The 24,239-nt window shown below is 46.2% G+C and carries 16 protein-coding genes; 6 read left to right on the forward strand and 10 right to left on the reverse strand.

Features of this window, described 5'->3' with window-relative positions; translation table 11 throughout:
• Positions 1-5 precede the first annotated feature (5 nt).
• From EPB59_RS14780 to EPB59_RS14805, 6 genes are all read right to left on the reverse strand, one after another.
• Entirely contained in the window at positions 6-1,211 is a 1,206-nt protein-coding gene (locus EPB59_RS14780) for an acetyl-CoA C-acetyltransferase (RefSeq protein ID WP_154173521.1), read from the reverse strand.
• Positions 1,212-1,223: 12 nt separating this feature from the next.
• Positions 1,224-1,964: an SDR family oxidoreductase gene (locus EPB59_RS14785; protein WP_055049940.1), complete on the reverse strand. Its 741-nt coding sequence runs from the start codon at positions 1,962-1,964 to the stop codon at positions 1,224-1,226.
• Between the two features lie 669 nt (positions 1,965-2,633).
• On the reverse strand, positions 2,634-3,536 hold the full coding sequence (secF, locus tag EPB59_RS14790; protein WP_055049941.1) for a protein translocase subunit SecF: 903 nt from the start codon (positions 3,534-3,536) through the stop codon (positions 2,634-2,636).
• Between the two features lie 2 nt (positions 3,537-3,538).
• Positions 3,539-5,377, reverse strand: a complete 1,839-nt coding sequence (secD, locus tag EPB59_RS14795; RefSeq protein WP_154173524.1) for a protein translocase subunit SecD — start codon at positions 5,375-5,377, stop codon at positions 3,539-3,541.
• 70 nt (positions 5,378-5,447) lie between these two features.
• Positions 5,448-5,903, reverse strand: coding sequence for a hypothetical protein (locus EPB59_RS14800; protein ID WP_154173526.1), 456 nt, complete (start codon positions 5,901-5,903; stop codon positions 5,448-5,450).
• A gap of 77 nt (positions 5,904-5,980) precedes the next feature.
• On the reverse strand, positions 5,981-6,640 hold the full coding sequence (locus tag EPB59_RS14805) for a hypothetical protein (RefSeq protein WP_195707185.1): 660 nt from the start codon (positions 6,638-6,640) through the stop codon (positions 5,981-5,983).
• A 406-nt stretch (positions 6,641-7,046) separates the two neighbouring features.
• On the opposite strand from EPB59_RS14805, the gene EPB59_RS14810 reads away from it, so the two are divergent.
• Entirely contained in the window at positions 7,047-8,921 is a 1,875-nt protein-coding gene (locus EPB59_RS14810; protein WP_154173529.1) for a sensor domain-containing diguanylate cyclase, read from the forward strand.
• A gap of 202 nt (positions 8,922-9,123) precedes the next feature.
• The gene (glgC, locus tag EPB59_RS14815) at positions 9,124-10,353 is read left to right on the forward strand and encodes a glucose-1-phosphate adenylyltransferase (protein ID WP_055049946.1); all 1,230 of its coding nucleotides are present in this window, start codon (positions 9,124-9,126) and stop codon (positions 10,351-10,353) included.
• A 103-nt stretch (positions 10,354-10,456) separates the two neighbouring features.
• Here the strand turns inward: glgC and EPB59_RS14820 are convergent, their stop codons facing one another.
• Positions 10,457-13,597: a chitinase C-terminal domain-containing protein gene (locus EPB59_RS14820; protein WP_154173531.1), complete on the reverse strand. Its 3,141-nt coding sequence runs from the start codon at positions 13,595-13,597 to the stop codon at positions 10,457-10,459.
• Between the two features lie 551 nt (positions 13,598-14,148).
• Between EPB59_RS14820 and EPB59_RS14825 the strand changes: the two genes are divergently transcribed.
• On the forward strand, positions 14,149-15,297 hold the full coding sequence (locus EPB59_RS14825) for an iron-containing alcohol dehydrogenase (protein WP_154173533.1): 1,149 nt from the start codon (positions 14,149-14,151) through the stop codon (positions 15,295-15,297).
• Between the two features lie 122 nt (positions 15,298-15,419).
• Positions 15,420-16,037, forward strand: coding sequence for a lysoplasmalogenase (locus EPB59_RS14830; RefSeq protein WP_176467023.1), 618 nt, complete (start codon positions 15,420-15,422; stop codon positions 16,035-16,037).
• Here EPB59_RS14830 and EPB59_RS14835 read toward each other — a convergent pair.
• The 3 genes from EPB59_RS14835 to EPB59_RS14845 are packed head-to-tail and all read right to left on the reverse strand — an operon-like array spanning position 16,034 to position 20,929.
• Entirely contained in the window at positions 16,034-17,296 is a 1,263-nt protein-coding gene (locus EPB59_RS14835) for a sigma-54-dependent transcriptional regulator (RefSeq protein WP_154173535.1), read from the reverse strand. The two genes, EPB59_RS14830 and EPB59_RS14835, sit on opposite strands and share 4 nt — an antisense overlap.
• The gene (locus EPB59_RS14840; RefSeq protein WP_154173537.1) at positions 17,271-19,640 is read right to left on the reverse strand and encodes an ATP-binding protein; all 2,370 of its coding nucleotides are present in this window, start codon (positions 19,638-19,640) and stop codon (positions 17,271-17,273) included. Before EPB59_RS14840 ends, EPB59_RS14835 begins: the two co-directional genes overlap by 26 nt.
• Complete coding sequence (locus EPB59_RS14845; protein WP_195707163.1) at positions 19,637-20,929, reverse strand: ABC transporter substrate-binding protein; 1,293 nt, start codon at positions 20,927-20,929, stop codon at positions 19,637-19,639. The genes EPB59_RS14840 and EPB59_RS14845 overlap by 4 nt, the downstream gene beginning before the upstream one ends.
• Before the next feature lie 276 nt (positions 20,930-21,205).
• On the opposite strand from EPB59_RS14845, the gene EPB59_RS14850 reads away from it, so the two are divergent.
• The gene (locus EPB59_RS14850) at positions 21,206-22,585 is read left to right on the forward strand and encodes an MFS transporter (RefSeq protein WP_000931491.1); all 1,380 of its coding nucleotides are present in this window, start codon (positions 21,206-21,208) and stop codon (positions 22,583-22,585) included.
• An 81-nt stretch (positions 22,586-22,666) separates the two neighbouring features.
• Positions 22,667-24,127, forward strand: coding sequence for a pyruvate kinase (pyk, locus tag EPB59_RS14855; protein WP_154114103.1), 1,461 nt, complete (start codon positions 22,667-22,669; stop codon positions 24,125-24,127).
• Positions 24,128-24,239 lie beyond the last annotated feature (112 nt).

The raw sequence follows: 24,239 nt of genomic DNA on the forward strand, positions 1-24,239 counted from the left end.
TTAAATTAAACGGTTTTAATCACGATCGCGGTGCCCATGCCACCACCAACGCACAATGAAGCAACACCATATTTTTGATGGCGACGCTGTAATTCATGAAGTAAAGAAACCAAGATACGATTACCCGATGCGCCTAATGGATGCCCTAAAGCAATCGCTCCACCATTCACATTGGCTTTATCTAAAATAGCTTCTGATTTGATTGAATGCTGATCCGCAAGCCCATGTACTACGCCCAGAGCTTGTGCAGCAAAGGCTTCGTTAAGCTCAAACAAATCAATATTCTCGATGGATAATTCAGCCTTTGCCAACGCTTGTGTCACAGCACTGACTGGGCCTAATCCCATAATTTGAGGGTCTAAGCCTGTTTGTGCGTAACTGATGATCTCTGCCACTGGTGTTAAGCCAAGCTCCTGCACCGCACTTTCACTGGCAATAATCACCGCACTCGCACCATCATTAATGCCTGAGGCGTTACCAGCCGTGACCGTACCTTGAGCATCAAATGCAGCTCTCAACCCTTGCAGTGCCGCCAAAGTAGTATTGGGTTTAGGATATTCATCCGTATCAAAGATCACCGTTTCACGACGTTTTTTGACCGAAATAGGCACGATTTCTCGCTTAAAATGCCCTGCTTCAATAGCTGCCGTCGCTTTCATTTGGCTCGCCAACGCAAATTCATCCTGCGCTTCACGTGAGATGGTGAATTGCTTAGCTACGTTTTCTGCCGTTACCCCCATGTGGTATTGGTTAAAAACATCGGTCAAACCGTCATGGATGAGCAGATCTTTTATTTCAAATGCTCCCATTTTGTGGCCATCACGCAGACTGGCAGGTGTCGCAAATGGAATCTGAGACATCACTTCAACACCAGCGGCCACTACCACAGCGGCATCTCCAGCTTTGATGTGTGAAACCGCATCCATCACGGATTTCATCCCACTGCCGCACACCATATTGATGCTGTAGGCCGGAACCGATTGTGGTATCCCCGCTGCCAACGCAGCTTGACGACCAACCCCCATGCCTTGTCCAGCACTGATGACGTTGCCAACAATTACTTCATCAACGGCTTCCGGTTTGACTTGTGCGGCTACAAGAGCCGCTTGGATGACTTGCCCTGCCAAAGTGCCTGCAGAACAATCTTTGAGTGAACCACCAAAAGCCCCGATAGCCGAGCGCTTAGCGCCCACAATATAAATTTTTTCCATACGTCCTCCGACTTAGCGCATGTATAAGCCGCCGTTCACCGACAAGGTTTCCCCTGTGATATAGGCGGCAGCATCACTGGCTAAATAACTGACGGCGCTGGCTATTTCTTCCGGCTTAGCTAAGCGTTTCATAGGTACTTGATCCACAATCGATTGCAAAACTTCAGCACGCATTTGTTCAACCATCGGCGTCAGCGTGTAACCGGGAGCAATCACGTTAACCGTCACGCCATAACGAGCACCTTCTGCAGCTAATGCTTTAGAAAAACCAATCATCCCCGCTTTGGCTGCTGAGTAATTGGTTTGACCGAATTGGCCTTTTAAACCGTTGACTGAAGAGATATTGATAATGCGACCAAATCCTTTCTCACACATGGCAGCAAACAAAGGTTGGGAAACATTAAATACACTGTTGAGATTCGTCTCTATGACTTCTTTCCACGCTTGAGGCGACATTTTTTTAAATACACTGTCACGCGTAATGCCTGCGTTATTGACGATGACATCAATGGTGCCTTCTTCTTGAAGCAATTTCGCTAAACGCTCTGCACACTCTTCGGTGTTGGTAACATCCAACTCCAAAAGCCGAACTTGATCCTCGGTAAATTGCTTTTCATTAAACCAATCTAACGCACACTGATGATTACCCGTGTAATAAGTGGCAATCACCCGATAACCTTCACTGACCAACTGGGTTGAAATAGCAGAACCTATCCCGCCTTTCGATCCTGTGATCAAAGCGATTTTTCTCATTAAAGACTCCATTCTCAACAGCAAATTTATATATCTTTACTACGAGTGTGACTCACCATCACAGTAGTAAATCGTTTGGTTAACGTTTGGAAGAATATTTTCACCAACAAGTTATTTTTCATGATCGGATATTTATCAAACAATCAATTAGCGAGACCATGACTATTTCCTTGTCATCACTAAAGCTAATCCCTGTTTATGACAATTCCAATTCAGTTGGATGTATTTTCTGAATAGATTGATCCAGCTCTACCTTCTCATGAAATGAAAACAAATTGTTAAATAAATAAATGATGATGAAATTTAAGAGATTTTTATTAAAATCGGCAAACTTAAAAATCAGTTAACTGTCATAAATCAATAGGTTAATGTTATTTAAACTGTTACATGCAAAGCAGAAAGCCTGCCACAGTGCCAGTAAGATGCTTTTGATAAAAGTTAAAATAATCAACATGCCGAAAAATAAGTGACAATTAAGCCATTAATAAACTTAATTATGTGAATAAGTTAGCATGAGAGCCTATATTAACAATCACTGCTATCGATAATAAAAATAAGACTGTTGATAATAGTGTCTTGGGGGAATATAGGACTAAATTAGTTAATTAATTATTTTATAGATAATAAAAAAGCCAGTATAAACTGGCCTTTTTATTGCTTGAATAAAGATTATGGTGCGGCATCTAGCTCTACGGGAAGATAATGCTTCGGCTCTAACCCTAACCATTCCGGTAATACTGTACCAATGGAAATTGAAGACCAGGTTCCTGAAATAACACCAATAAACATTGCAATCGCAAAGCCTTGTAATGGTGCACCGCCCATCAACCATAGAGCTGAAATTGTCATCAAGGTTGTTCCTGATGTCACCATAGTACGTGAGAAGGTAGCAATGATAGCTTGGTCATTGATCTCTGCCGTGGGGGTTTGCTGTTTTGCTAACAACAGCTCACGAATGCGATCAGCGATGATGATCGAGTCATTCAATGAGTAACCGAGTACAGCCAAGACCGCAGCAAATACCGTCAAATTAAATTCCATCTGGGTGATGGCAAAGAATCCGAGTACCAGTACCACATCATGCAACAGAGCCAATAAAGCTCCACTTGCCAAACGCCATTCGAAGCGAAAGCTCAAATAGCCCAGAATGGACAATAGACAAATCAGTAATGCCAAGCCGCCCTGATCCACTAATTCTTGCCCAACCTGAGAACCGACCATGCTATTGCTGACGATCTGTACTTGATCTGAGAGTTGATGCAGTTCTGCGGCGATATCAACTGGTGTTGAGTTTTCTGCGGGTAATGGGTAACGAATCACCCAACGCCCATCTTCTCCTGAAGGCGTAACGGAAACCGATTCACCTAATGTCGGTTGTAGCTTTTCAAGTAACTGAACTTTCGTCACAGAAGGATTAATCGTCGCTTCTGTGACCATTCCACCCGTAAAATCAAGCCCCATGTTTAGGCCTTTAACGGCAAAAGCGCCTAACGAGATCACCATCAATAACAGAGAAATGATGCCCGTCACATAACGAATTGGACGAATCCGAGATTTTAAATATTCAACCATGATTAGACCCTCACATCACGACGCGTATCGCGTCCCCAGACCAAATTAATTAACGCTCGTGAAGCAAACACCCCACTGAACATACTGGTGAGTAGGCCTAAGCCCAACGTCAGTGCAAAACCCTGAATAGGGCCATTACCAATCGAGTACAGAATCACCGCTGTGATCATGGTTGTGACGTTGGCATCCAAGATGGTACTGAAAGCACTATCAAACCCCGTGTCAATCGCTTGTGCAAAATTACGCCCTTCGCCGAGTTTGTCTCGGATCCGTTCAAAAATCAGTACGTTAGTATCCACCGCCATACCGACGGTTAATACCAACCCCGCTATCCCTGGCAATGTCAGCACTGCACCGGGTAACAGAGCGATAAGCCCTAATAAGCAGGCCATGTTGATCAACAAAGCGACATTGGCAACCCAACCTAAACGACGGTACCAAAGCGCCATGAAGGTTAATGTCATGGCCATACCCAACGCTAATGCGGCAAAGCCATTAGCAATGTTCTCTTCACCCAAAGAAGCTCCAATCGTGCGCTCCTCAACAATCGTGACAGGTGCCGTTAATGAGCCCGCACGTAATAGCAATGCTAATTGCTGCGCTTCTTCCATCGATCCAGCGCCAGTAATTCGAAATTGGCTACCTAGTTGAGATTGAATGGTCGCCACGCTGATCACTTTCTCGCTGCGAACCGTTTCTCCACGCGCATTGGTTTTATACTCGCGATACACGGTCGCCATGGGTTTACCAATGTGTTTACCGGAAAAATCACTCATGATTTTGCCGCCTGCGTGATCCAGTGAAATATTCACCTCGGACATCCCCATGTTGTCCACACCCGCACGAGCGTTGACAATGTGCTCACCACTCAGCACAGGGCGTTTGGCCAGAATTACTGGTCTGCCATTACCATCGGCCAGAATTAAATCGTCGAAACTGCGAGCATCCGTTGGAGATTTTGCTTCATAGAACGCGAGACTGGCGGTCGCTCCGATCACATTCTTAGCTTGTGATGGATCTTGCACCCCAGGAAGTTCAATACGAATCGCATGTTCACCTTGGCGCTGAACAAGAGCCTCAGTGATACCCAGTTCTTCAATTCGATCCCGCATGATTTTCAGGTTTTGCTGAATGGTGGCGGTTTGAAATTCCGTTTTATTTTGCTGTGAAGGCTGAACCTGCAAATGATCCGAACCCTGACGGATGTCCCAACCACGGTAGTTTTCTTGCAGGTATTTACGTACATGAGTCAAAGCTTGTGGCTGTTCGGCTTTTACCTCAAACCCATCATTACCAAATGCCACAATTGAAACTCCGCGTAAACGCTCTGTGCGCAGTGAATCCTTAACGGCATCGATCATGCTCTCTCGCTGTTCTTGAAAGGCTTTGTCTACATCGACATTCAACAAAAATTGCACGCCACCACGCAAATCCAGCCCTAATTTGATCGGAGAAAAACCCAAATCATCTAGCCATTTAGGTGCTACCGACACATAGGAGTATGTGATGGTATCCCCTTCTTTCACTAGCGAATCCAGTACATTTCTCGCTTGTGATTGCTGGCTTTCATTGGCAAAAACTAAGGTTGTTTTATCACCCTTCTGAGTGATCTCATCAGCGGTAAGATTCTGTTTGTTTAAGATCTGAGCCAGTTCCGGCACATTACGCAAAACGCTGGATGCATCTTTGGTTTGCAGTTGGATCGAGGGTTGCTCGCCATACCAAGTTGGAATTGCACTTAACGTAAGGATGATGATGGTGGTGATTAACACCACGTATTTCCACGCAGAATAGTGGTTAATCAGACGCTTTATCGCCTGTTTTTGTTCTCTTTTTTTCATAGTTTTTCCTCTCAGCCTAAACTGAGTTATTCAACAAGTGACAATGTCACACTAAATTTTGAATATGGAACTATGAATACTGGCTGTTAAGAGCAACATACATGGCATTACTCTCTTTCCAGCCAGCGAGTCTATGAGTAGAAGTGAAAAAGTCGTAGCTTCGATTCGAATAACGGATCGCAATAAACAGAGGTCGACTGACAGAGCCTAATTGAGGTTCATCGGCATCAAAATCGAAAGGAATATCAGAACCAAAACCAGTGAGTACACGTTGAGTTGGTGCACTACGAGAGTGGTTCAAAATGGCATAGGAGCGATGGGTTATATGTGACTGTGAGCTCGGTATCGCAGGGGGCGATGCCGAATCTAACAACCAATCATGATTAATCGTCTGGCCTTGAGAAAGAAGTGAGTCAAGGCTTGGTAGCACCGTGCGTTCATTATCCAGCGCACAAGCCATCACTTGCGAAGGCAGTACCATCGCAAGCAGAGCAAACCAACACTGTATAAGGACACGCCAGAACATGAACAAAGCTCTAACTTACATCAACAAGGCTGCAGTGTAGGCCGATGCCTGCTTTTGCTCAAGAGAAAAAATGTGATCTAACGATAGAAAATTTTCCCCGTATCCACATTTAGGTAAATTTTATTAGCCTGACTCAAGCCCCCACAATAAATAAAATACACTTGTTGTTTTTCAAAAGTCACCGAACGAACCCAGCCACTCAGCTCTGAAAAATCTTTGGGAGAACAAATACCTTCCTTGAGTAAGGTATCAGTTGTTTTAAGGAATATTTCTTGGTAGAGCAAAAAGTCATCCGAACCTTCAATATATCCCTTTAGGGTTTTTGTCCGTTCTTCTTGCGTGATCACTGGCGGTTCAACCACCAATCCATCTAACGGGATCCACTCCGCGACTTCAGGACCTCCATCTTGATAAACGTAATAATCGGAAATACGCCCCCACCCTGCTTTTTTCTCCAGTAAGTGGACTTTATCCCCTCGATATAGCTGTTTGTCGACATCAGGATACACGCTTGAATCCGGCTGATCCCGAATGCCAAGCGTTGTAGCATCGACATAAAAATCCATGATTTCAGGCTTAGCTTCAGCAGCGGGTGTGGGCGCTGTAGGTTCGGTTGCCGGTGCCGTTTCCGCAGCAGCATTAGCCTTTGCCGCTTCTGCATCCATCTGTGGTTTGAGGTAAAACAAATAGTAACCCCCACCAGCACACCCCAGTCCAATCAATAACACGAGTAGCATTAGTATTTTTTTCATTTACCCTCGCTCGTGAGATCCATAAAAGCGCAATGTTCTCAGCAAGAAAATGCGACAGATTTTACTTTTCTTATCAATATAGCGGGACAAATGCACAAAACTTAACCAAAAATCACAGAGTGAAGGATCTTTTTTGAATTAGGAGCACAATTCTGTATGCATTGATGGCTTGAGTAACGCCCACTCATGCTTATTCATCCTGTCAATCACTGAAACTGGTAAACAAGATTTACAATGTAAATGTTGTACATCGCTTATTTATGGGGATATTGAACTCGATCGTTGTGTTGAAGCACTCGAACTATGATCGAGTGCACGAAGTGAAGTTTTGGAAGCGAAATCTCATTAAAATCAATATATAGTATGCACTTAAATACTTATAAACAGAATTATGTACACGTCAGCTCGAAAATACCTTATTCAATTCTCAATTGTTGCGTTTGTGCTCGGTTTTATTCCTTCACTGTATTTTATACATGAAGCCAGTAAACTTGAGACCCAAGCCGTCAGCCGCGTAGAAAAGCAGACACGCTTACAACTTGAATTTAGTCAGCATGATTTATTACAAATGCTGAAAAAAGCACATCAATCCACTGAAGTATTAGCCAGAAGTGACACCTTACTCTCCGCAGCCAAGGAACTGAATACGAGTACGTTCCATCAGTTAAAAACGTTGTGGGATGTCACCTTGCAATCTCAAGACATTTTTTCCTCATTCCAGTTGCTGGACCTTCAAGGACGCGAACAACTTCGGGCCATTTATGATGGGAAGAAGGTGGTTTTTGTCGAATCCGCACAAACTACTGATGCCTTTAGCCAAGCGATTGTTGCTAAATATGCCAACCTTCCAACCAACCAAGTGTGGGCAAGCGGTTTAGCCATCAATCCCGGAGACCCATCGGGAGCTTTACCTGCTTTTCGTTTTGTCACACGAATCGAACAGCAAGGGCAATCTCAAGGTTACCTTACCGTGACCGTGAAATTACAGTCGCTTTATCAACGACTCTCTTTTATCTATGACCAATTTGATTCCCCCGACATCCTAAATTTATCGGGTGAGCTACTACTGAGCGAATCAAAAGCGGATAGCGACTCTCACTTTAGCTTTCCTAACCAACATCCGGGTTTATGGCAAAAAGTGTTAATCAACCGACAAGGATTCGCTCTATCTAACCAAACTTGGTTTAGTTACGCACAAGTTGACCTTAGTTCTGTACTGCCTGACGCGAAACCATTGGTATTGATACTACGCGTCAACAAAAATGAGATAGAAAATACCTATGCCAATGCACAGTGGTCCTTACTAAGCCAAGCGGTAACCGTGCTATCACTGCTCACCATCATTGCTGCAGGATTCGCAGCATGGAATATCAACCATCTAAAAAATAGCCTCGACAGCAAACTGGCACGCGCGGCGATGGATGGCATGTCGGCAGTAGTTGTCACCGACCGTAGTAACCGGATCATCAAAGTCAATCATGAGTTTACTCGGCTTAGTGGCTATACCTTTGAAGAAGTCAAAGGTAAACAACCGTCTATTTTTGCTTCTGGCTTACATCGAACAGAGTTCTACATGCAGATGTGGAAAGCGCTGCAAGACAATGGCGTATGGGAAGGTGAAGTTATTAACAAGCGGAAAGATGGGGATAGCATTACCGAGATTTTGCGCATTCAAAGCATTCGTGATGAAAACGATATTATTCAGTTTTACGTTGCCTCTTTCGTAGATATTTCTCACCGCAAAGCGTTGGAAAATCGACTGCGCGAATTGAGTGAGAAAGATGCTTTAACCGATTTATGGAACCGACGTAAATTCGATCAAACCATCCATTTAGAATGCGCCAAGATCCGCCGTTACCCAAACTTAGCACAAGCTTGTCTAGCGATTGTAGATATCGACCATTTTAAAAAGATTAACGATAAATGGGGACATAGTGAGGGCGACCATGTTCTGCGTACTGTCGCGCAAGGGATACAAGAACAGTTGCGTGAATCTGACTTTGTGGCTCGTATCGGTGGTGAAGAGTTTGCCATTATCTTTCCACATACCTCCGTAGAAGAAGCGGAACGCGTGCTCAATCGTGTTCGTCTATACATTGCTTCCATTCATCAACAAAAAGTCACACTAAGCGGTGGCGTCACCGATCTCTGTTCCATTCCCGATCAAAGTTATAAACGTGCTGACCTTGCATTGTATGAGTCAAAATCATCCGGCCGCAACCAAATTGCTGTACTCACCACAGCGGAAATGCATCACTTTGCCTGATGTAAAATTTTACAAAGTTCGAGAATTACTAAGAGCTATCTCACAGCTTGTGTATGTTCATATAGTAACTTTGCCGTTGTATTACAAAGCGTTTATCTAACCTCTCCATCCTGTACTACGCTTGATATATTTGTTTCAGCTCACATTTTGCACAGGGATTCCCCCCTAAAGCAGTGTGCAAATATCTTCATGGAGATAAATCATGCAGGACTCTTTAGCTGTCATACTGGCTGGAGGAATGGGATCGCGCCTTTCCCCACTTACGGATGACAGAGCCAAACCCGCAGTGCCTTTTGGTGGAAAATATCGGATTATTGATTTCACATTAACCAATTGCTTGCACTCGGGGCTTCGCCGAATTTTAGTTCTCACCCAATACAAATCTCATTCGTTGCACAAGCATTTGCGTAACGGTTGGTCTATTTTCAACCCTGAATTGGGTGAGTTCATTACTGTCGTTCCACCACAAATGCGCAAAGGGGGTAAATGGTACGAAGGTACAGCAGATGCCCTATTCCACAACATGTGGTTGCTGGCGCGCAGTGATGCCAAGTATGTCGTCGTTCTATCGGGTGATCACATCTATCGCATGGACTATGCTGCCATGCTCGAAGAACACATCAGCAAAAATGCCACTTTAACCATTGCCTGTATGCAAGTGCCTCGACATGAAGCCTCCGCGTTTGGCGTGATGGCCATTGATGACGACTCTCGTATTACTTGCTTTGTTGAAAAGCCCGCAGATCCCCCTTGTATCCCCAACAGACCAGATCACAGTTTAGCCTCGATGGGTATTTATATTTTTAATATGGATGTCCTTAAAAAGGCTCTTAGGGAAGACTCGGAGATTGAACAATCTAGCCACGACTTTGGCAAAGATGTGATCCCCAAATTAATCGAAACCGGCAGCGTGTTTGCTTACGCGTTTTGCTCGGGTAAAGGCCGAGTTGCTCGTGATTGCTACTGGCGTGATGTGGGTACCATCGACTCTTTTTATGACGCCAATATGGATTTATTACAACCCGTACCCCCAATGAACTTGTATCAGAAAAACTGGGCGATCCGCACTTATGAGCAGCAATACCCACCAGCAAGAACGGTTTCCTCTGCCACAGGGAATGAAGGGATTTTTATTAACTCAATCATTGCTAACGGCGTTATCAACTCTGGCGGTTCAGTGCAGCATTCGATTATTTCTTCCAATGTACGCATCAATGATTCTGCATTGATTGTGGATAGTATTCTGTTTGATGATGTTGAGGTGGGTGAAGGCTGTAAACTGGTTCACTGCATTATAGATAAACATGTAAAAATCCCACCCAATACTGAGATCGGGTTGAACCCGAATGAAGACAGTAAACGCTTCCACATTTCGGAACGTGGCGTCGTTGTGGTTCCCGAAAGTTATCAGTTTTTCTGTGAGCTGAATTAAATACGGTGATGAGCCTTCTATGCGCTATGTGTGAACTGCGTAAGTAATAATAAGAAACCCCGCTTAGCGGGGTTTCTTGACTTAATGGAGCTGTCCATTAATTCTAAGGACAAGTCACTTCAGTCCAGAACCAATTTGATTGAGTGGGTGATTCCCAAACACCTGGGTTATTCTTTGCAACAAAGCATTTGCCATTGAAAATCACAGTGTCTCCACTTTTCACTTGTGTGGAGCCAGCAACCCATTGAATTATAGAACCTGTTGAACCACCGCCTGTATTACCTCCGGTATTGCCTCCCGTATTACCGCCTGCAGAAAGATCTGCTACTGGTAAATCAGGCTGTTCAAAGGTGAATGCATATTCAACGTTGTTGATCTTCACTGAATAGTTCGCAGGACCTGAGATTGGCAGGTAGTACACCATATCCAATTCATAGGTTGCCCCTGCAGGAAGTGACTTCCAAGCTGGCAGTGAGAACGCTACGCGATGCATCGTACCGTCTAACCCGCCAATGTTATTGGCACGAGTATGGCCTGATGCAATCACTTTCAAGCCGCCACCCGATTGATCCTTCGCGTTATCCGGAGCAGAAACAGGAATATCGAATTGGAATTCCGTTCCTCCAGGGATATCAACACCTGTATTGTTCGTGAAAGTGATCTTCGGATTGATTGGGTAGTTTTGGTCACCCACTTTAAAACCACCCACTTTCACCGCAATATTCACCGCTTCCGTTGGTGTGGCACCTGTAGCCACTTTATTACCATAAGGTGTCGCGGCTTTGAACTTGTCGTAGATGGCTTTGGTCATGGTATTACCCATGTGGTACTCACCTTTACCGGTGGCACACGCTTGCTCAGTCGGATCCACTGAGGTACGTTTGCCGTTGGCATCAAGGTTATAACAGCTGTAGTCACCTGCTAGTTCCCAAAACATGATACCGCCAATCTCTTTGTCGATAACGTAATCCGCTTTCACATCAATTGACTGTTTATCTTCGGTCGACAAGAACACTTTCTTCTCTGCGTTCCACAACCAAGGAGCAACCGCCACGCTGTCATAATTACGCGTGTAAGTACCAATCAGTGGTGTGGTGGTTGGATCGAGTTTGTAAGCCGCGGCGTATGAACCCCAAATGCCTTTTTCTAGGTTCTTCGCATGCCACATTGGGTTAGAACCTGCGCCCATTTCGTCACCTGCAGCGTTAACATCATGCCACATGTTGTCGATACCGGTTGCACCGTGACCACAGTTGTTTTTCTCACCCTCACCCGTTCCTGGTGCACAGAGGTTTTGGTTCGGTAGTGCTGCTCGTCCCCATAGGCCATTGTCACCACCCGTTACTCCTTGCCAACCACGGGTATAGTAAGGCACACCAATGTTGATACGACCTGCAGGCATTGAGCCGCGGAAGTAGTGATATGCCCAGTCCGTATTCAGGTAACCGATACCACCGTATTGCGCTGTACCGTAAACGTTCCACTGCGCCAACTCAGAGTCTTTACCTGTGTCGTATAGGGCTGCGTTGTGGCCAACGTGATCGTTCCACGCACCATGCAAGTCGTAAGACATGATGTTGACGTAGTCGAGATACTTGGTGACATCAAAGGTTTCCATACCTCGCAGCAGGTAACCAGAAGATGGTGCGGCAATCGTCAGCATGTAATGATGACCATCTTGTGCCGAAGCTTGATCGAGTTTTTCACGCAGAACACGCATCAACTCTTGGTAAGAAGCCCACAAATACGCACGACGTGGTTCCATCTGCGCTTTGTCATCTGGGTTTCCAGCGCCCGCCATAGAGGTGGGGTATTCGTAATCGATATCCACACCATCAAACTTATACTTACGGATCATCTCAACTGCAGATGCCGCGAATTTTTCAATACCGGCATGGTTAATAGAGCCGTCTGCATTGGTGGTCATCGAATAGAAACCGCCATCTGCGACACGATTACCATCGTTATCAAAATGCCCACCCGTTTCAGCCCAACCGCCAATCGAAATTAATGTTTTTACGTCGTATTTCTTCTTGTAAGTCGCTAGCGCGCCGAAGTGACCTTTAAAGCCTAGCGTTGGATCAATCTCCACTCCTGGCCACTCTTTACCAACGGCCGCGTTGTTTGGATCGTTCACATCACCAACATTCACTTTTCCATCAGAACCAATGCTGACAAACGCATAGTTAATGTGAGTCAATTGCTCCCAAGGAATATCTTTTACTAAATAGGCCGTTTGATCATCATCTCCTGAACGCCAACTGGTGAAGTAACCAATGACACGACGAGGATGATCGGCCCCCATCTTCTCACGCCCCGCTTCATCATAAACTGTGCAATAAGGTACTTGAACACCTTCGGTTTGATACAAACCATCAGGACGGCAGCTTGCTACAGGAGCAACGCCATTCACCACCAACGTGGCTAATGCAGAATCGGTCACCGCGCCTAGATTGTCTGTTGCACGCGCATAAACAGCCAGTGACCCCGCTTTGGTTGTGGTGTAGTTTAACGTGTACGGTGCTTTAGCGGATGTGCCAACCAAGGTGCCGCCCACATAGAAATCGACCTTATCAACAGAGCCATCTGCATCCGCAGCATTCGCGGTAAGGGTCACGACTGCACCAACATCCACAGTGGCCGCAGAAAGTGTAATGGAGACGGTTGGAGCTTGGTTAGCTGGGCCAGAAGCCTCTTTCACTGTCACAGTTACTGCATTTTTGGCACTCACCGCGCCTTTGTCATCAAAGGCTATTGCACTGAATTCATGTGCACCTTTAGTCGCTGTCCAACTTGCGGAATAAGGCGCTTTGGCAGCTTGACCAACCAATACGCCATCCACTGAGAACTCAACACGAGCGACAGAACCGTCTGCATCCGCAGCATTCGCCGCCAAACTCACTACCTCACCCTCGGTGATCTGTGCAGTGGCAAGTGGAGAGGTTAAGTTTACCGTTGGAGCTTGATTAGCACCGCCGGATGTCGAACAAGAGTCCACCCGTTTCCACTGAGCGTAGTTGCCAGAAAACTTTTCTGGGTCGTTATTTTGTGTCCAGTAGTTGGCTTGATAAGCATTGCCCTTGTACTGAACCTTCGCGCCACCGTTATACACAGCAGATGATTGCCATTCTGGTAGTGCTGAACAATCTACTGCGGCGTAGCTATTAAACGCCATCAAACACGAGGCGGTTAAGGTACTAAGAGTAAAAATTCTCTTCACGCCCGTTCCATCGTTAATACGCATTTTTATGTTTCCCTTAAGTTATTGTTTCACTAATTAAATAAAACCACGTCGACATGGGTTCACTTAAATTCTTGCGTAAAACAACTTTAGAATAGCGGAATAATTTGGCACTCAGAAAAGTGTGAATTTTAATAATGACTCGCAAATGACTGTCTATTTTATGCAATGAGCAAGGGGTTATTTTGCATCAATAACCAATTATTCATTAATTTTTAGCCATAAAAAAAAGCCCCGTTTTTCAGAACAAAATACGGGGTTCAACAAATTTTTTGTGACAAATTTTCCTAAGAGGGAGCGTTAGCCTACAACTATGCTTAATGTTGCAAAAGAGTAAAAATCACATCTCCAGACTTCCTCTTTTCTCAATTTTTTGATTTTTATACTCATTCAGACACATAAAAAACAAAAAATTCTCGTAATTGACCTATTTAACACAGTAACTACGTATGAAAGTCGGTATCGTATTTCTTAATCGCTTTCACTCACAAACTACATGGCGAAATTAACGCCAAATGTAAAAGTAAACTCTCCGCACAGATAAGGTGAACACTATGTACTTTAGTTATGTAAATCCAACTAAAATTCACTTTGGACAAGGCCAAATCGCCAGCATTCGCAAAGAAATCCCTAAAGATCACAAAGTATTAGTTATTTACGGTGGCGGTTCTATTAAACGTAATGGCGTTTATGACCAAGTAGTTGAGGCACTAAGTGAACATCAATGGGTTGAGTTTTCCGGTGTTGAGCCTAATCCAACCAAGGAAACACTGGATAAAGCGGTGCACATAGTGAAAAACCAGCACGTGGATTTCATTCTTGCTGTCGGCGGTGGCTCGGTCATCGATGGCTCGAAGTACGTGGCAGCAGCGGCATTTTATGAAGGAGATGGTTGGGATATTTTGACCGGGCAACACACCGTAAAACAAGCTACCCCTATCGGTGCAATTTTGACTTTGCCAGCAACGGGCTCTGAATCCAATACTGGAGCGGTGATCACCAAAGCGGAAACTCAAGATAAATTGGCGTTTCTCTCTCCCGCCGTTCAGCCACGCTTTGCGGTGCTTGACCCTGATGTGATGAAAACCTTGCCCGAACGCCAATTAGTCAACGGTTTAGTGGATGCTTGGGTTCATGTTTGTGAACAGTATTTGACACTCCCCACTCAAGCTATGGTGCAAGAAGGCTATGCCGAAGTGCTGCTACGCAACCTGTTAGCCTTAGGCGCAGACTTTGTAAATCGAGACAATGACGCATGGCGAGCCAATTTAATGTGGACAGCCAACCAAGCGTTAAATGGCTTAATTGGCACTGGAGTACCACAGGACTGGGCAACGCACATGATCGGTCATGAACTGACTGCGTTATGGCATGTAGACCACGCTCGTTCGTTAGCGATAGTGCAACCTTGGCTGCTACGCAATCAACTGGAGCACAAAAAAGCCAAACTCGAACAAATGGGCAAAAATGTCTTTGGTCTACCGCAATCCGATGATTTAGCGGAAAAAACTATTGCGGCCATTGAAGCTTTTTACCACCAACTCAATGTGGCAACCCAATTTGGGGAACACGGCATGGAAAAATCCGCCGCAGTTGACGCTGTCATTCAGCAATTGACCACCCACGGAATGCTGAAGCTAGGTGAACAAGGTACCATTACCTTACAAGAATCACGCAAAATACTCGAAAGCGCTTTGTATTAAATCTGAGGCAAGCAGAGCTATTCTGTCGTCAACAAATCCTGTTACACTCTCGCGGCACGCTAATCCATTATAGATTGCGTGCCTACTGAGGTGGTTTGGGATACGTTGTTGCGGATAAGTTTATGTGGCTGTTGATTATTGCTTTCTGTATCGTTCAATTAATTACGATTGATCGCGGCTCGCGTTGGCTATTTTATCTCTCTAAGCCTACCCCCATTTTGCTCATGGCGCTGACAATCATTGTAACTCCACATCCTTTATCGGATTTCGCGTGGTGGATTGTCGCAGGTCTCCTACTTTCCGCACTGGGAGATGTGTTGTTGATGCTTCCCAAAGACAAATTTGTCTCTGGCTTAGTGGTTTTTTTACTCGCACACATTGCATACACCCTAGGTTTTAGCTCCACGATCACGCACATCACTTGGTGGCCGCTCGCCATTTGGTCAGCACTGGGCGTAATCGCTTTTTTACTGCTACTGCCCAACCTTGGCAAAATGACGTTTCCAGTCGCAGGCTACATTGCCGTTATCGTATTCATGGCGTATACCGCCACCGAATATTGGCTGGGTTATAACAACTACGCCTCACGCCTTGCTCTCATGGGTGCGGCGATGTTTATGCTTTCCGATTTGGTACTAGCCATTGACCGATTTCGCTCTTCATCACAGTTCTCACGACATGTGGTGATGTTTAGTTACTACAGCGCGCAGGCTTTACTCACCTTGTCCGTGATCCCCTAACCTCGGGCTTTAAACGCATCTTTCTCTAAACCATGCTTTTTCATTCTCAGATAGAGCTTTTTACGCGGCACTTGTAGATAATTCGCAGCATCAGCTACTCGGCCAGAAAACAGAAACAGCGCATCTTCGATCACTTGCTTTTCGTAATCGTCCACCAACTCATCCAATGGCGATAACATTTCTTCCTGATTGTAGAGACGCTCTTTGCCCGCCAGTTTTACAATACCGATCGCGTACAGTTCCGCCACATTACGAAGCTCACGCACATTCCCCGGCCATTGGTGGGCGCGCAGCAAGGCAAGATAATGCGGCTCAACATTGGGCATGGGTTTGCCGAGCTTATAACAGCTCTGTTTTAGGAAGTAGTGGAACAGCGCCGCAATGTCATCCGGTCTTTGGCGCAGTAACGGCACATCGATCTGCCCTTGATTAAGCAAATAGTAAAGCTCTGGCAAAAGCTGGTTTTGTGCAATCAGTTGTTCCGGTTGTTGGTCAATCACCGCAATCACTCGCGTTCTTGGACGGTTTAATCGCTCTTGGTTGAGTAAACTCTGTACCAAATTGCGCTGCACTTCCTCGCTGAGCAGCTCAATATGGTCAATCAACAAGGTTCCACCCGCACTCTCTTGCACTTTAGGTTCAACGGTACTCCACTCAGTTTTGGCCGAAGCGACTAACTCAACCCAGGGCTGGTGGCCGTTATTGGTGGTCAGTTGATGGATAAGGTAGGCGATAGTGTGCCGCCCACAGCCCGACTCTCCCACTATCACCACATGGCGATTCAGCAGCGCATATTGCGCCACATGAGAGCGAATTTGCTCCATTTGGGCAGATTTTCCGACTAATTCACGTTTGACTGAACGGGATAACAGCAGCTTTTGCTCGATGAACGAGCGACGCAGCTCAAGATGTTGCTTGATCAGCGTGAGCAATCGCGGAGGATTGATCGGTTTTTCGAGAAAATCACACGCGCCCATTTTGACTGCTTCCACCGCCATCGGGATATCACCGTGTCCCGTGATCACGATGACCGGAATTTTGTCGTCTATGACTTTGATCTGCTTGAGCAATTCCATGCCATGCAGTTGGGGCATGTACATATCCAGCAGCACGACGCCATTCCAATCGGGTTGGATGTGGCTCATGGCTTGAGTGGGATCGATCACCGCTTTGGCGGTCAACCCCGCTATCGACATCAAATGTAGATAGGAATCCAACACATCCTGATCGTCATCAATCAGCAGTACGGTACTTTTCATCTTGCTGTAGCTCCAAAATTACCATTGCACCTTTTTCCAAATTAGAGGCCAGTGCAATCCGGCCTTGCATCTTTTCCACTAATGACTGGCAAATGCTCAGCCCAAGTCCCAAGCCCACCTCTTTGGTGGTCGTAAATGGGATAAATAATTTATCAACGACCTCGTGTTCGAAACCCTGCCCACTATCAATCACCGCAATCCGCTGCATCCCTTGCTCTGTGCCTAACGCAATCAGCTTGACCCAAGGTTGCGCGCAGGTTGTTGAAGCATCACAGCCATTCACAATCAGATTGATTAAGATCTGCTCTAAACTCAAAGCATCCGCCATCACCATGAGATCATCAGGTAAGGTATTGATAAGTTTGATCTGCTGCCGTTTCGCTTTGGTTTGCACCAATACCCATGCTTGTTCTACAACGCTGTTGAGCCGCACTGGCTGCAACGATTCATCGCTGCTGTTTTTGCGGGCGAAATGGCGCAGACTGTTCACAATCTTACCCATTCGCTCAGTGAGATTTTCGATATGGTCGAGCGATACTGCCAGTTGAGCTTGTGGTGCCTCATCTAATGCCAATCGAGCTGAAAACAGATAAGTCGACATCGCGCTTAGCGGCTGATTAAGTTCATGAGCCAAACTCGTCATCGTCTGACCGACCACCGCCATTTTTGCCGCTTGGATCAGCTCGCCTTGTGTTTTCTTCAAGTGCGCTTCAGCGCGCTGGCGCTCTTCGATCTCCGCTTGTAACTCACGGTTTTTCTCGCGCAATGATTGGGTTTTCTCTTTGACTCGCTGCTCTAACAAGCGATTGGCGTGTTCTTGGTCGGTCACATCGGTGATGGTGACAATGATCTTGTCCTGTAGCCCTTGGCTGTAGCGGCGTAAATAGAGGCGCAAGTAATGAGGTTTTTCTGGATTACCGAGCGATAAGGTTAAACTCTCCGCCCCTTTCTGAATTAAATTCCCTTTCGTATCAAATAATTGACCGACTTTAGGTTGTACGTGTTCAGCAAAACAGCTCCACAGCGTCAACGGTTGCGCAAGAGATTCTAAACGCAGCGTGGCCATCGCACTCGGGTTAGCGGATTCAATTTGCCCATACCGATCACAGGTAATCAGACTCGCTTGCGTGTTATTGATGAGGCTCAACGCGTTAGTGCGTTCCATCTCTTCCACTTTTTTGCCATACAAGATGAGCTGCTCACTCAATGCCCCGATCTCGTCTTTACCATCCACGGTGATCGGGTGAGAAAGATCGTTATGAATAATCGCATCCAAACTTTCACTTAAGCGGTGTAAGCGTCCGACAATCCGTTTATGCACAAAGTAATACATCAGCAACAAGCTCAAACCGATGGAGAGCCCAAAGCAGATCAGCAGAACTCGGTTGCCTTCTTGCACCAGTTGAGCCGTTTGTCCCTTCACTTGCACAAACAGAGCATCGGCATTCGCCACCAGATCCGCAATTGCGTTATGTTGTTGATCCAACTGAGTCTGTAGCTGCTCACTCATGCTTTGTAGTTGCTGAGTGAGCTCTACCATGTCACGTAAGCTGTGGTGAAACTCACCTTCAAGTTGCAACACTTCACGCCACTCTTCTAAGAGTTGCTGATAAGCAATCGAAGAAGGTTGAGAGAAAAGCGGCTGACTGAGTCGAGTGAGTTCATCAAGCCGATATTGCAATACACGCATGCCGTTATCGACTTGTGTTAGATGTCTCGCAGTCAATAGTTCGTTCACAAACAAGAAAGCTTGTGTCTCACCATCCAAAATGGCTTGGATAAGGTTGATGGTTTGAAACATGATCTGAGCTTGTGGCTGTGGCGCACCGCCGCGTTCAAGCTGCCATTGCAGCTCTTGACGCATAGGCGACAGCTCCATCCCAATATCTTGGTGGAGCCAATCAAGCTGTTCAGCAAACAGAGCTAGACGACGATTCACATCAATACGAGCTGATACCAGTTCGTTGATCCGCTGCGTAATTTGTTGCAACTCAGCATAACCTTGCTGTAATGCGGCTTGCTCCTCGGTTTGCTGCAAACTCGACAAGGCTGAATTGATCGCCGTTAGATCATCTTGCAAGCGTTGATGTTGCTGATTAAGGAGCACTTTACTGGTCGCGCTGACAATCAATTGGATGCGGCGGCGAATCTCCGCACTGCGCGTTTCCAATACATAACTGGTGTTGTATTTCGGTACGCTCTGGTTAAGCAATTCCTCAACTTGGTAATCCAATCGGCTCCACGTACCCCACGCGACCAAACTCACAATCGTCAGTAGCGAGGTGCTAAAGGCGAAGGCAAGCAGCAACCGAGCGCCTATCGTATGTCGAGTGCGAAAGCTCATTGTGCTTCCTCAGCCAACAAGATTTTCAATTGTTGATTGGCCTGATCTAACTGCTTCTCCAGGCGGACTTTCCATTCATGCGCTTTTTCCGCCAGCAACATGCTCTGTTCGGCTTGCTTCTCTTCAGATTCTGTTGCCGGAGATAACTGCTCGGCTAAAGCGTTCACTTCTTCCTCGGATATCGGCATGGCAAACACCGACGCTTCAATCTGCTCTATCTTCGCCAAGATAGACGGACGGCGAGCAAACTGTGCTTTAGCATCAAGTAACGCCAGCAAAGTATCTTTTAATTGGGGCAATTGCTTGGTGATAGAAAGATCAAACAGGGTATTGATGCACTCTTCTCGGAGGATAATCTTGTTCATAGATAATTGAGTGAAACGCTCATTAAACAAAGATTTATCTTGAGTGCTGTGCTTGGCGAAATCGTTACTCTCCATATTGGTCTGTACCGAAGTCGACATCAAAAGCTCAATAAACGCTTTCGCGTATTCGTCGTTATGATTCTGTCTGACTTGCGCCACATACGTCGGCATTAAGGTGAAACTCTCATCGTACGCAAACTGTACGTAGTCGAGTTTACGGCCAAGAATCAAGGCATAGCTGTCTATGGTTGGGCCAACACCAAACTGACCATTGGCAATATAGTCACTAACGCCGAAACTTCTGGCCGACGCAGTCGCAAGATTTGCGCCCACACGCAGCAAAATGCCCCACCCTTCTTGCCAGCCATATTTGCCCAGAATGCTCTCCACCATCATTTGTGTGGTACCAGAGCGTGCAGGCGTACTCATGGTGACATGACCAAAATAGATAGGCTTCGCTAAATCAACAAACTCTTTAGGCTGCGGTAGTTGGTGCGTTTTCAGATAATCTTGGTTCCAGACCAAACCCGCACCGGAGTAACCAATAGTGGCGACTTGTTCAGAGCTAGGCAAAGCATAAGGCTTCAACCAATCTGGCGTTTGCATTCGCTCCGGTAAAGTGACGAGCTTTCCGCTTTGCGCCAAATGCTGCATAAGATAAGGCGATGAGCTAAGCACCAGATCAATGTTCTGGATGTAACTCTTATTCAGCAGTTGAACGCTGGACTGAGCGCGTCGGTGAATAATTTGCACTTCCACGCCCTCGTAACGACGGCTGAACTCTTCAACCAAAGGCAATAAAGGCTCACGCGAAAAGGTAGTGAGGATCACCAACTCTCTCTCTGCGGCCTGAGTCACACTCGGCAACACACCAAAACTCAGCAAGAGGCTGGGTAAAATAAAAGCAAAAATCCATCGCTGCATTGGGTAAACCCCTAGGTTTTGTGCGTTCACTCAAATCTCTATCAATTGTTCAAAAAAAGTCATCTGCGTGTTTGGGTCAACTCTGACCTCTCTTGCCATTAATATTATCAGCAATTGCTTATCAACTGAGGTCAAAATTCCCAGTTTTGACACGTCTAGAGTGTGCAGTTGAGTCATTTCTGTCCCAAAAAAGCGACTTTGAGCCCAAATTTGCTTTGCCTGATGATGCTTCACGACAAACAGCCCGTTTGATCTTGTGAACTAGGGAGAGCAGTTATGCTTAATTTCTTTAAAACCCGCCCAGATCTGCCTTTAATGAGCAGCTCAAAAGCGGAAATGTTAAAACGCTACAAAAGTTATCAGTGGCAAGTCTTTATTGGCCTGATTTTCGGTTACGCCATGTTCTACGTGGTACGTATGGCGCTCGGCGTAGTGAAAAAGCCGATGCTGGATGCGGGTATCGTAACCCTCGAAGAACTCGGTATCATGGGTTCGGCATTCTTCTTTACTTACGCATTTGGTAAGTTCCTGAACGGCTTCCTGTCTGACTATGCCAACATTGGCCGCTTTATGTCGTTCTCACTGCTGCTGTCGGGTATCGCCTCTATCTTCATGGGGATGAACACCGTCGCTTTCTTCTTCGTTCTGTTATGGGGCTTGAACGGTTGGTTCCAATCAGTAGGTTCTGCGCCATCTTGCGTATCTATCTACCAATGGTTCTCTCCAAAGCAACGTGGTAGCCGTTACTCAATCTGGGGTGGCTCACGTAACATCGGTGAAGGTATCACTTGGATCCTAACGGCAACCTTGGTGAGCTACTTCGGCTGGCGTGCAGGTTTCATCGGTGCTGGTATCGCAGGTATCGTTGCTTCTCTCATCATGTTTAAACTTTTGAAAGACCGTCCACAAACTTACGGTATGCCAGATCCAGGCACAGCGTTTGACGAGGGTACTGAAATCAAAAAATCGAACGACCCAAAAGAAACTCGTCGTGCGCAAATGTTCATCCTGAAGCAACCTGTTGTATGGCTAATCGCTCTAGCTTGTGCGGCGATGTACATCTCTCGCTACGCGATGTCTTCATGGGCAGTTCTGTTCCTGCAAGAACAAAAAGGCTACTCACTGATTGACGCTGGTTTTGCGATGTCTATGTACCCAACTGCGGGTCTGGCTGGTGCGATTCTGTCGGGTATCTTGTCTGACAAAGTGTTCAAAGGTAACCGTAACATCCCTAACCTGCTGTACGGATTGACCAACATCGCTGGTATGTGTCTGATGTTCTTCGGCCCAGATAACCGTATCGTTGATGCTGTAGCACTGAGCATGATCGGCTTCTCAATCGGTGGTCTAGTAGTATTCCTAGCAGGTCTGATCGCTTGTGACCTGATGCCGAAAAACGCAGTAGGTGCAGTTAAAGGTCTGATCGGTCTATGTTCTTACATCGCCGCTTCTGCTCAAGAACTTATCTCTGCATCACTGATCACAGTAACTGAAGTAGAAGGCGTAAAACACTACGACTTCGGTAACGCTCAGTACTTCTGGCTGGCAGCGGGTGTGGTTTCAGTACTGCTCGCACTGACAGTGTGGAATGCGAAGAAAGTCGTCGATATCGACGAAGCTGAAGGCAAGCCTCTGAAAACTCAAGAAGCCTCTTAATCTACGCCAAGCAGGAGCCTAGCTCCTGCTTACTTTCTCCTTTTTTATTTTCTTGTTGAGCGTCGTTATAGGAATTGCAATATGTGTAAAACCAAAATTGTGGCCACTTTAGGCCCAGCTAGCCAAACTCGTGAAACCCTTACTCAACTCATCCAAGCTGGCGTGAACGTTGTTCGCCTTAACTTTTCTCACGGCAGCGCTGAAGAACACATTGCTCGCGCCGAAATGGTTCGTGAAATCGCTCAAGAGCTGAATGTGAGCGTTGGCGTACTGGTTGACCTGCAAGGTCCTAAAATTCGTATCGCTTGCTTTGAAGAAGGCGCGATTCAACTCGCCGCAGGCGACACCTTTATTCTTGATGGCAATTTAGATCGTCAAGCCGGTACTCAAGAGCGCGTGGGTTTAGATTACCCAGAACTGATTGATGATCTGAAAGTGGGCAATATCCTGCTCCTTGATGATGGCCGTATCCAACTTGAAGTGACCGCGGTAGATGCCCAAACTCGCATCGTTCACACTGTAGCACTCAACAGCGGCAAACTTTCAAACCGTAAAGGCATTAACCTGCTGGGCGGTGGTCTTTCAGCGCCTGCACTGACTGAAAAAGACAAAATCGACATCATTACTGCGGCTGAGCTGCAAGCAGACTTCTTAGCCGTTTCTTTCCCACGTAATGCAGAAGACATTGAATACGCACGTCAATTAGCCGTACAAGCGGGTTGCCATGCACACATTGTTGCCAAAGTTGAGCGTGCTGAAGTGGTTGCCAATGAAGCGGCAATGGACAGCGTGATCCGCGCGTCAGATGTGATCATGGTTGCTCGTGGTGACTTAGGCGTAGAAATTGGTGATGCTCGCCTACCAAGCGTACAAAAAGCGCTGATCGCTCGTTCTAAGCACTTAGGTAAGCCAGTGATCACTGCCACTCAAATGATGGAGTCCATGATCGAAAACCCACTGCCAACGCGTGCAGAAGTGTTAGACGTGGCAAACGCTGTTATTGATGGTACTGACGCGATCATGCTTTCAGCAGAGTCAGCAGCGGGACGTTACCCAGTTGAAGCCGTGCAAGCTATGGTGCGTATCGCACAAGGTGTTGAGCATGAAACTCACTGCGCACAAGATTGCTGGGATGCACTACAACATCTTTGCAGCGATGCGGGCAAAAGCTTCGCTCTGTCTTCAATGATTTCAGCATCCAAAGTGAATAAAGATCTTGGTGTTGCGATTGTGACTGAGCAAGGCGAAACGCCACTGTTGATGTCACGCTGCCAAAGCCAAGCCACCATTTGGGCGGTTTCTGATAAGCCTGCTCTACTGCGTAAGCTATCCATTCTGCGTGGTGTAACACCGACTTATTTCCAGCATTTAGACAAGCAAGGTGATATTGCTACTCAGCTGATTCACTTGCTGCGTAAACCTGCACAAGATAAGCAAATTTCATCCATCCTAGTGACTCAACTTGAGTCAGTAGAAGGTGTTGGTCACATTAACGTGTGCCGACTACTGAATTTGGCGCAACAGGAAGAACTGGTCGCCTAACCCAATTAGTGACGCGGGAAGTAGGGTTCAGCGTCACTAATATCCCCCAAAACTTTGTAATCATACTCTCCCAAATGCTCCACATAGGGATTTGACCTGCGCTTGTCGCAGG

This window comes from Vibrio metoecus (genome assembly GCF_009665255.1).
In the GTDB taxonomy this organism is placed as follows: Bacteria; Pseudomonadota; Gammaproteobacteria; order Enterobacterales; family Vibrionaceae; genus Vibrio; species Vibrio metoecus_B.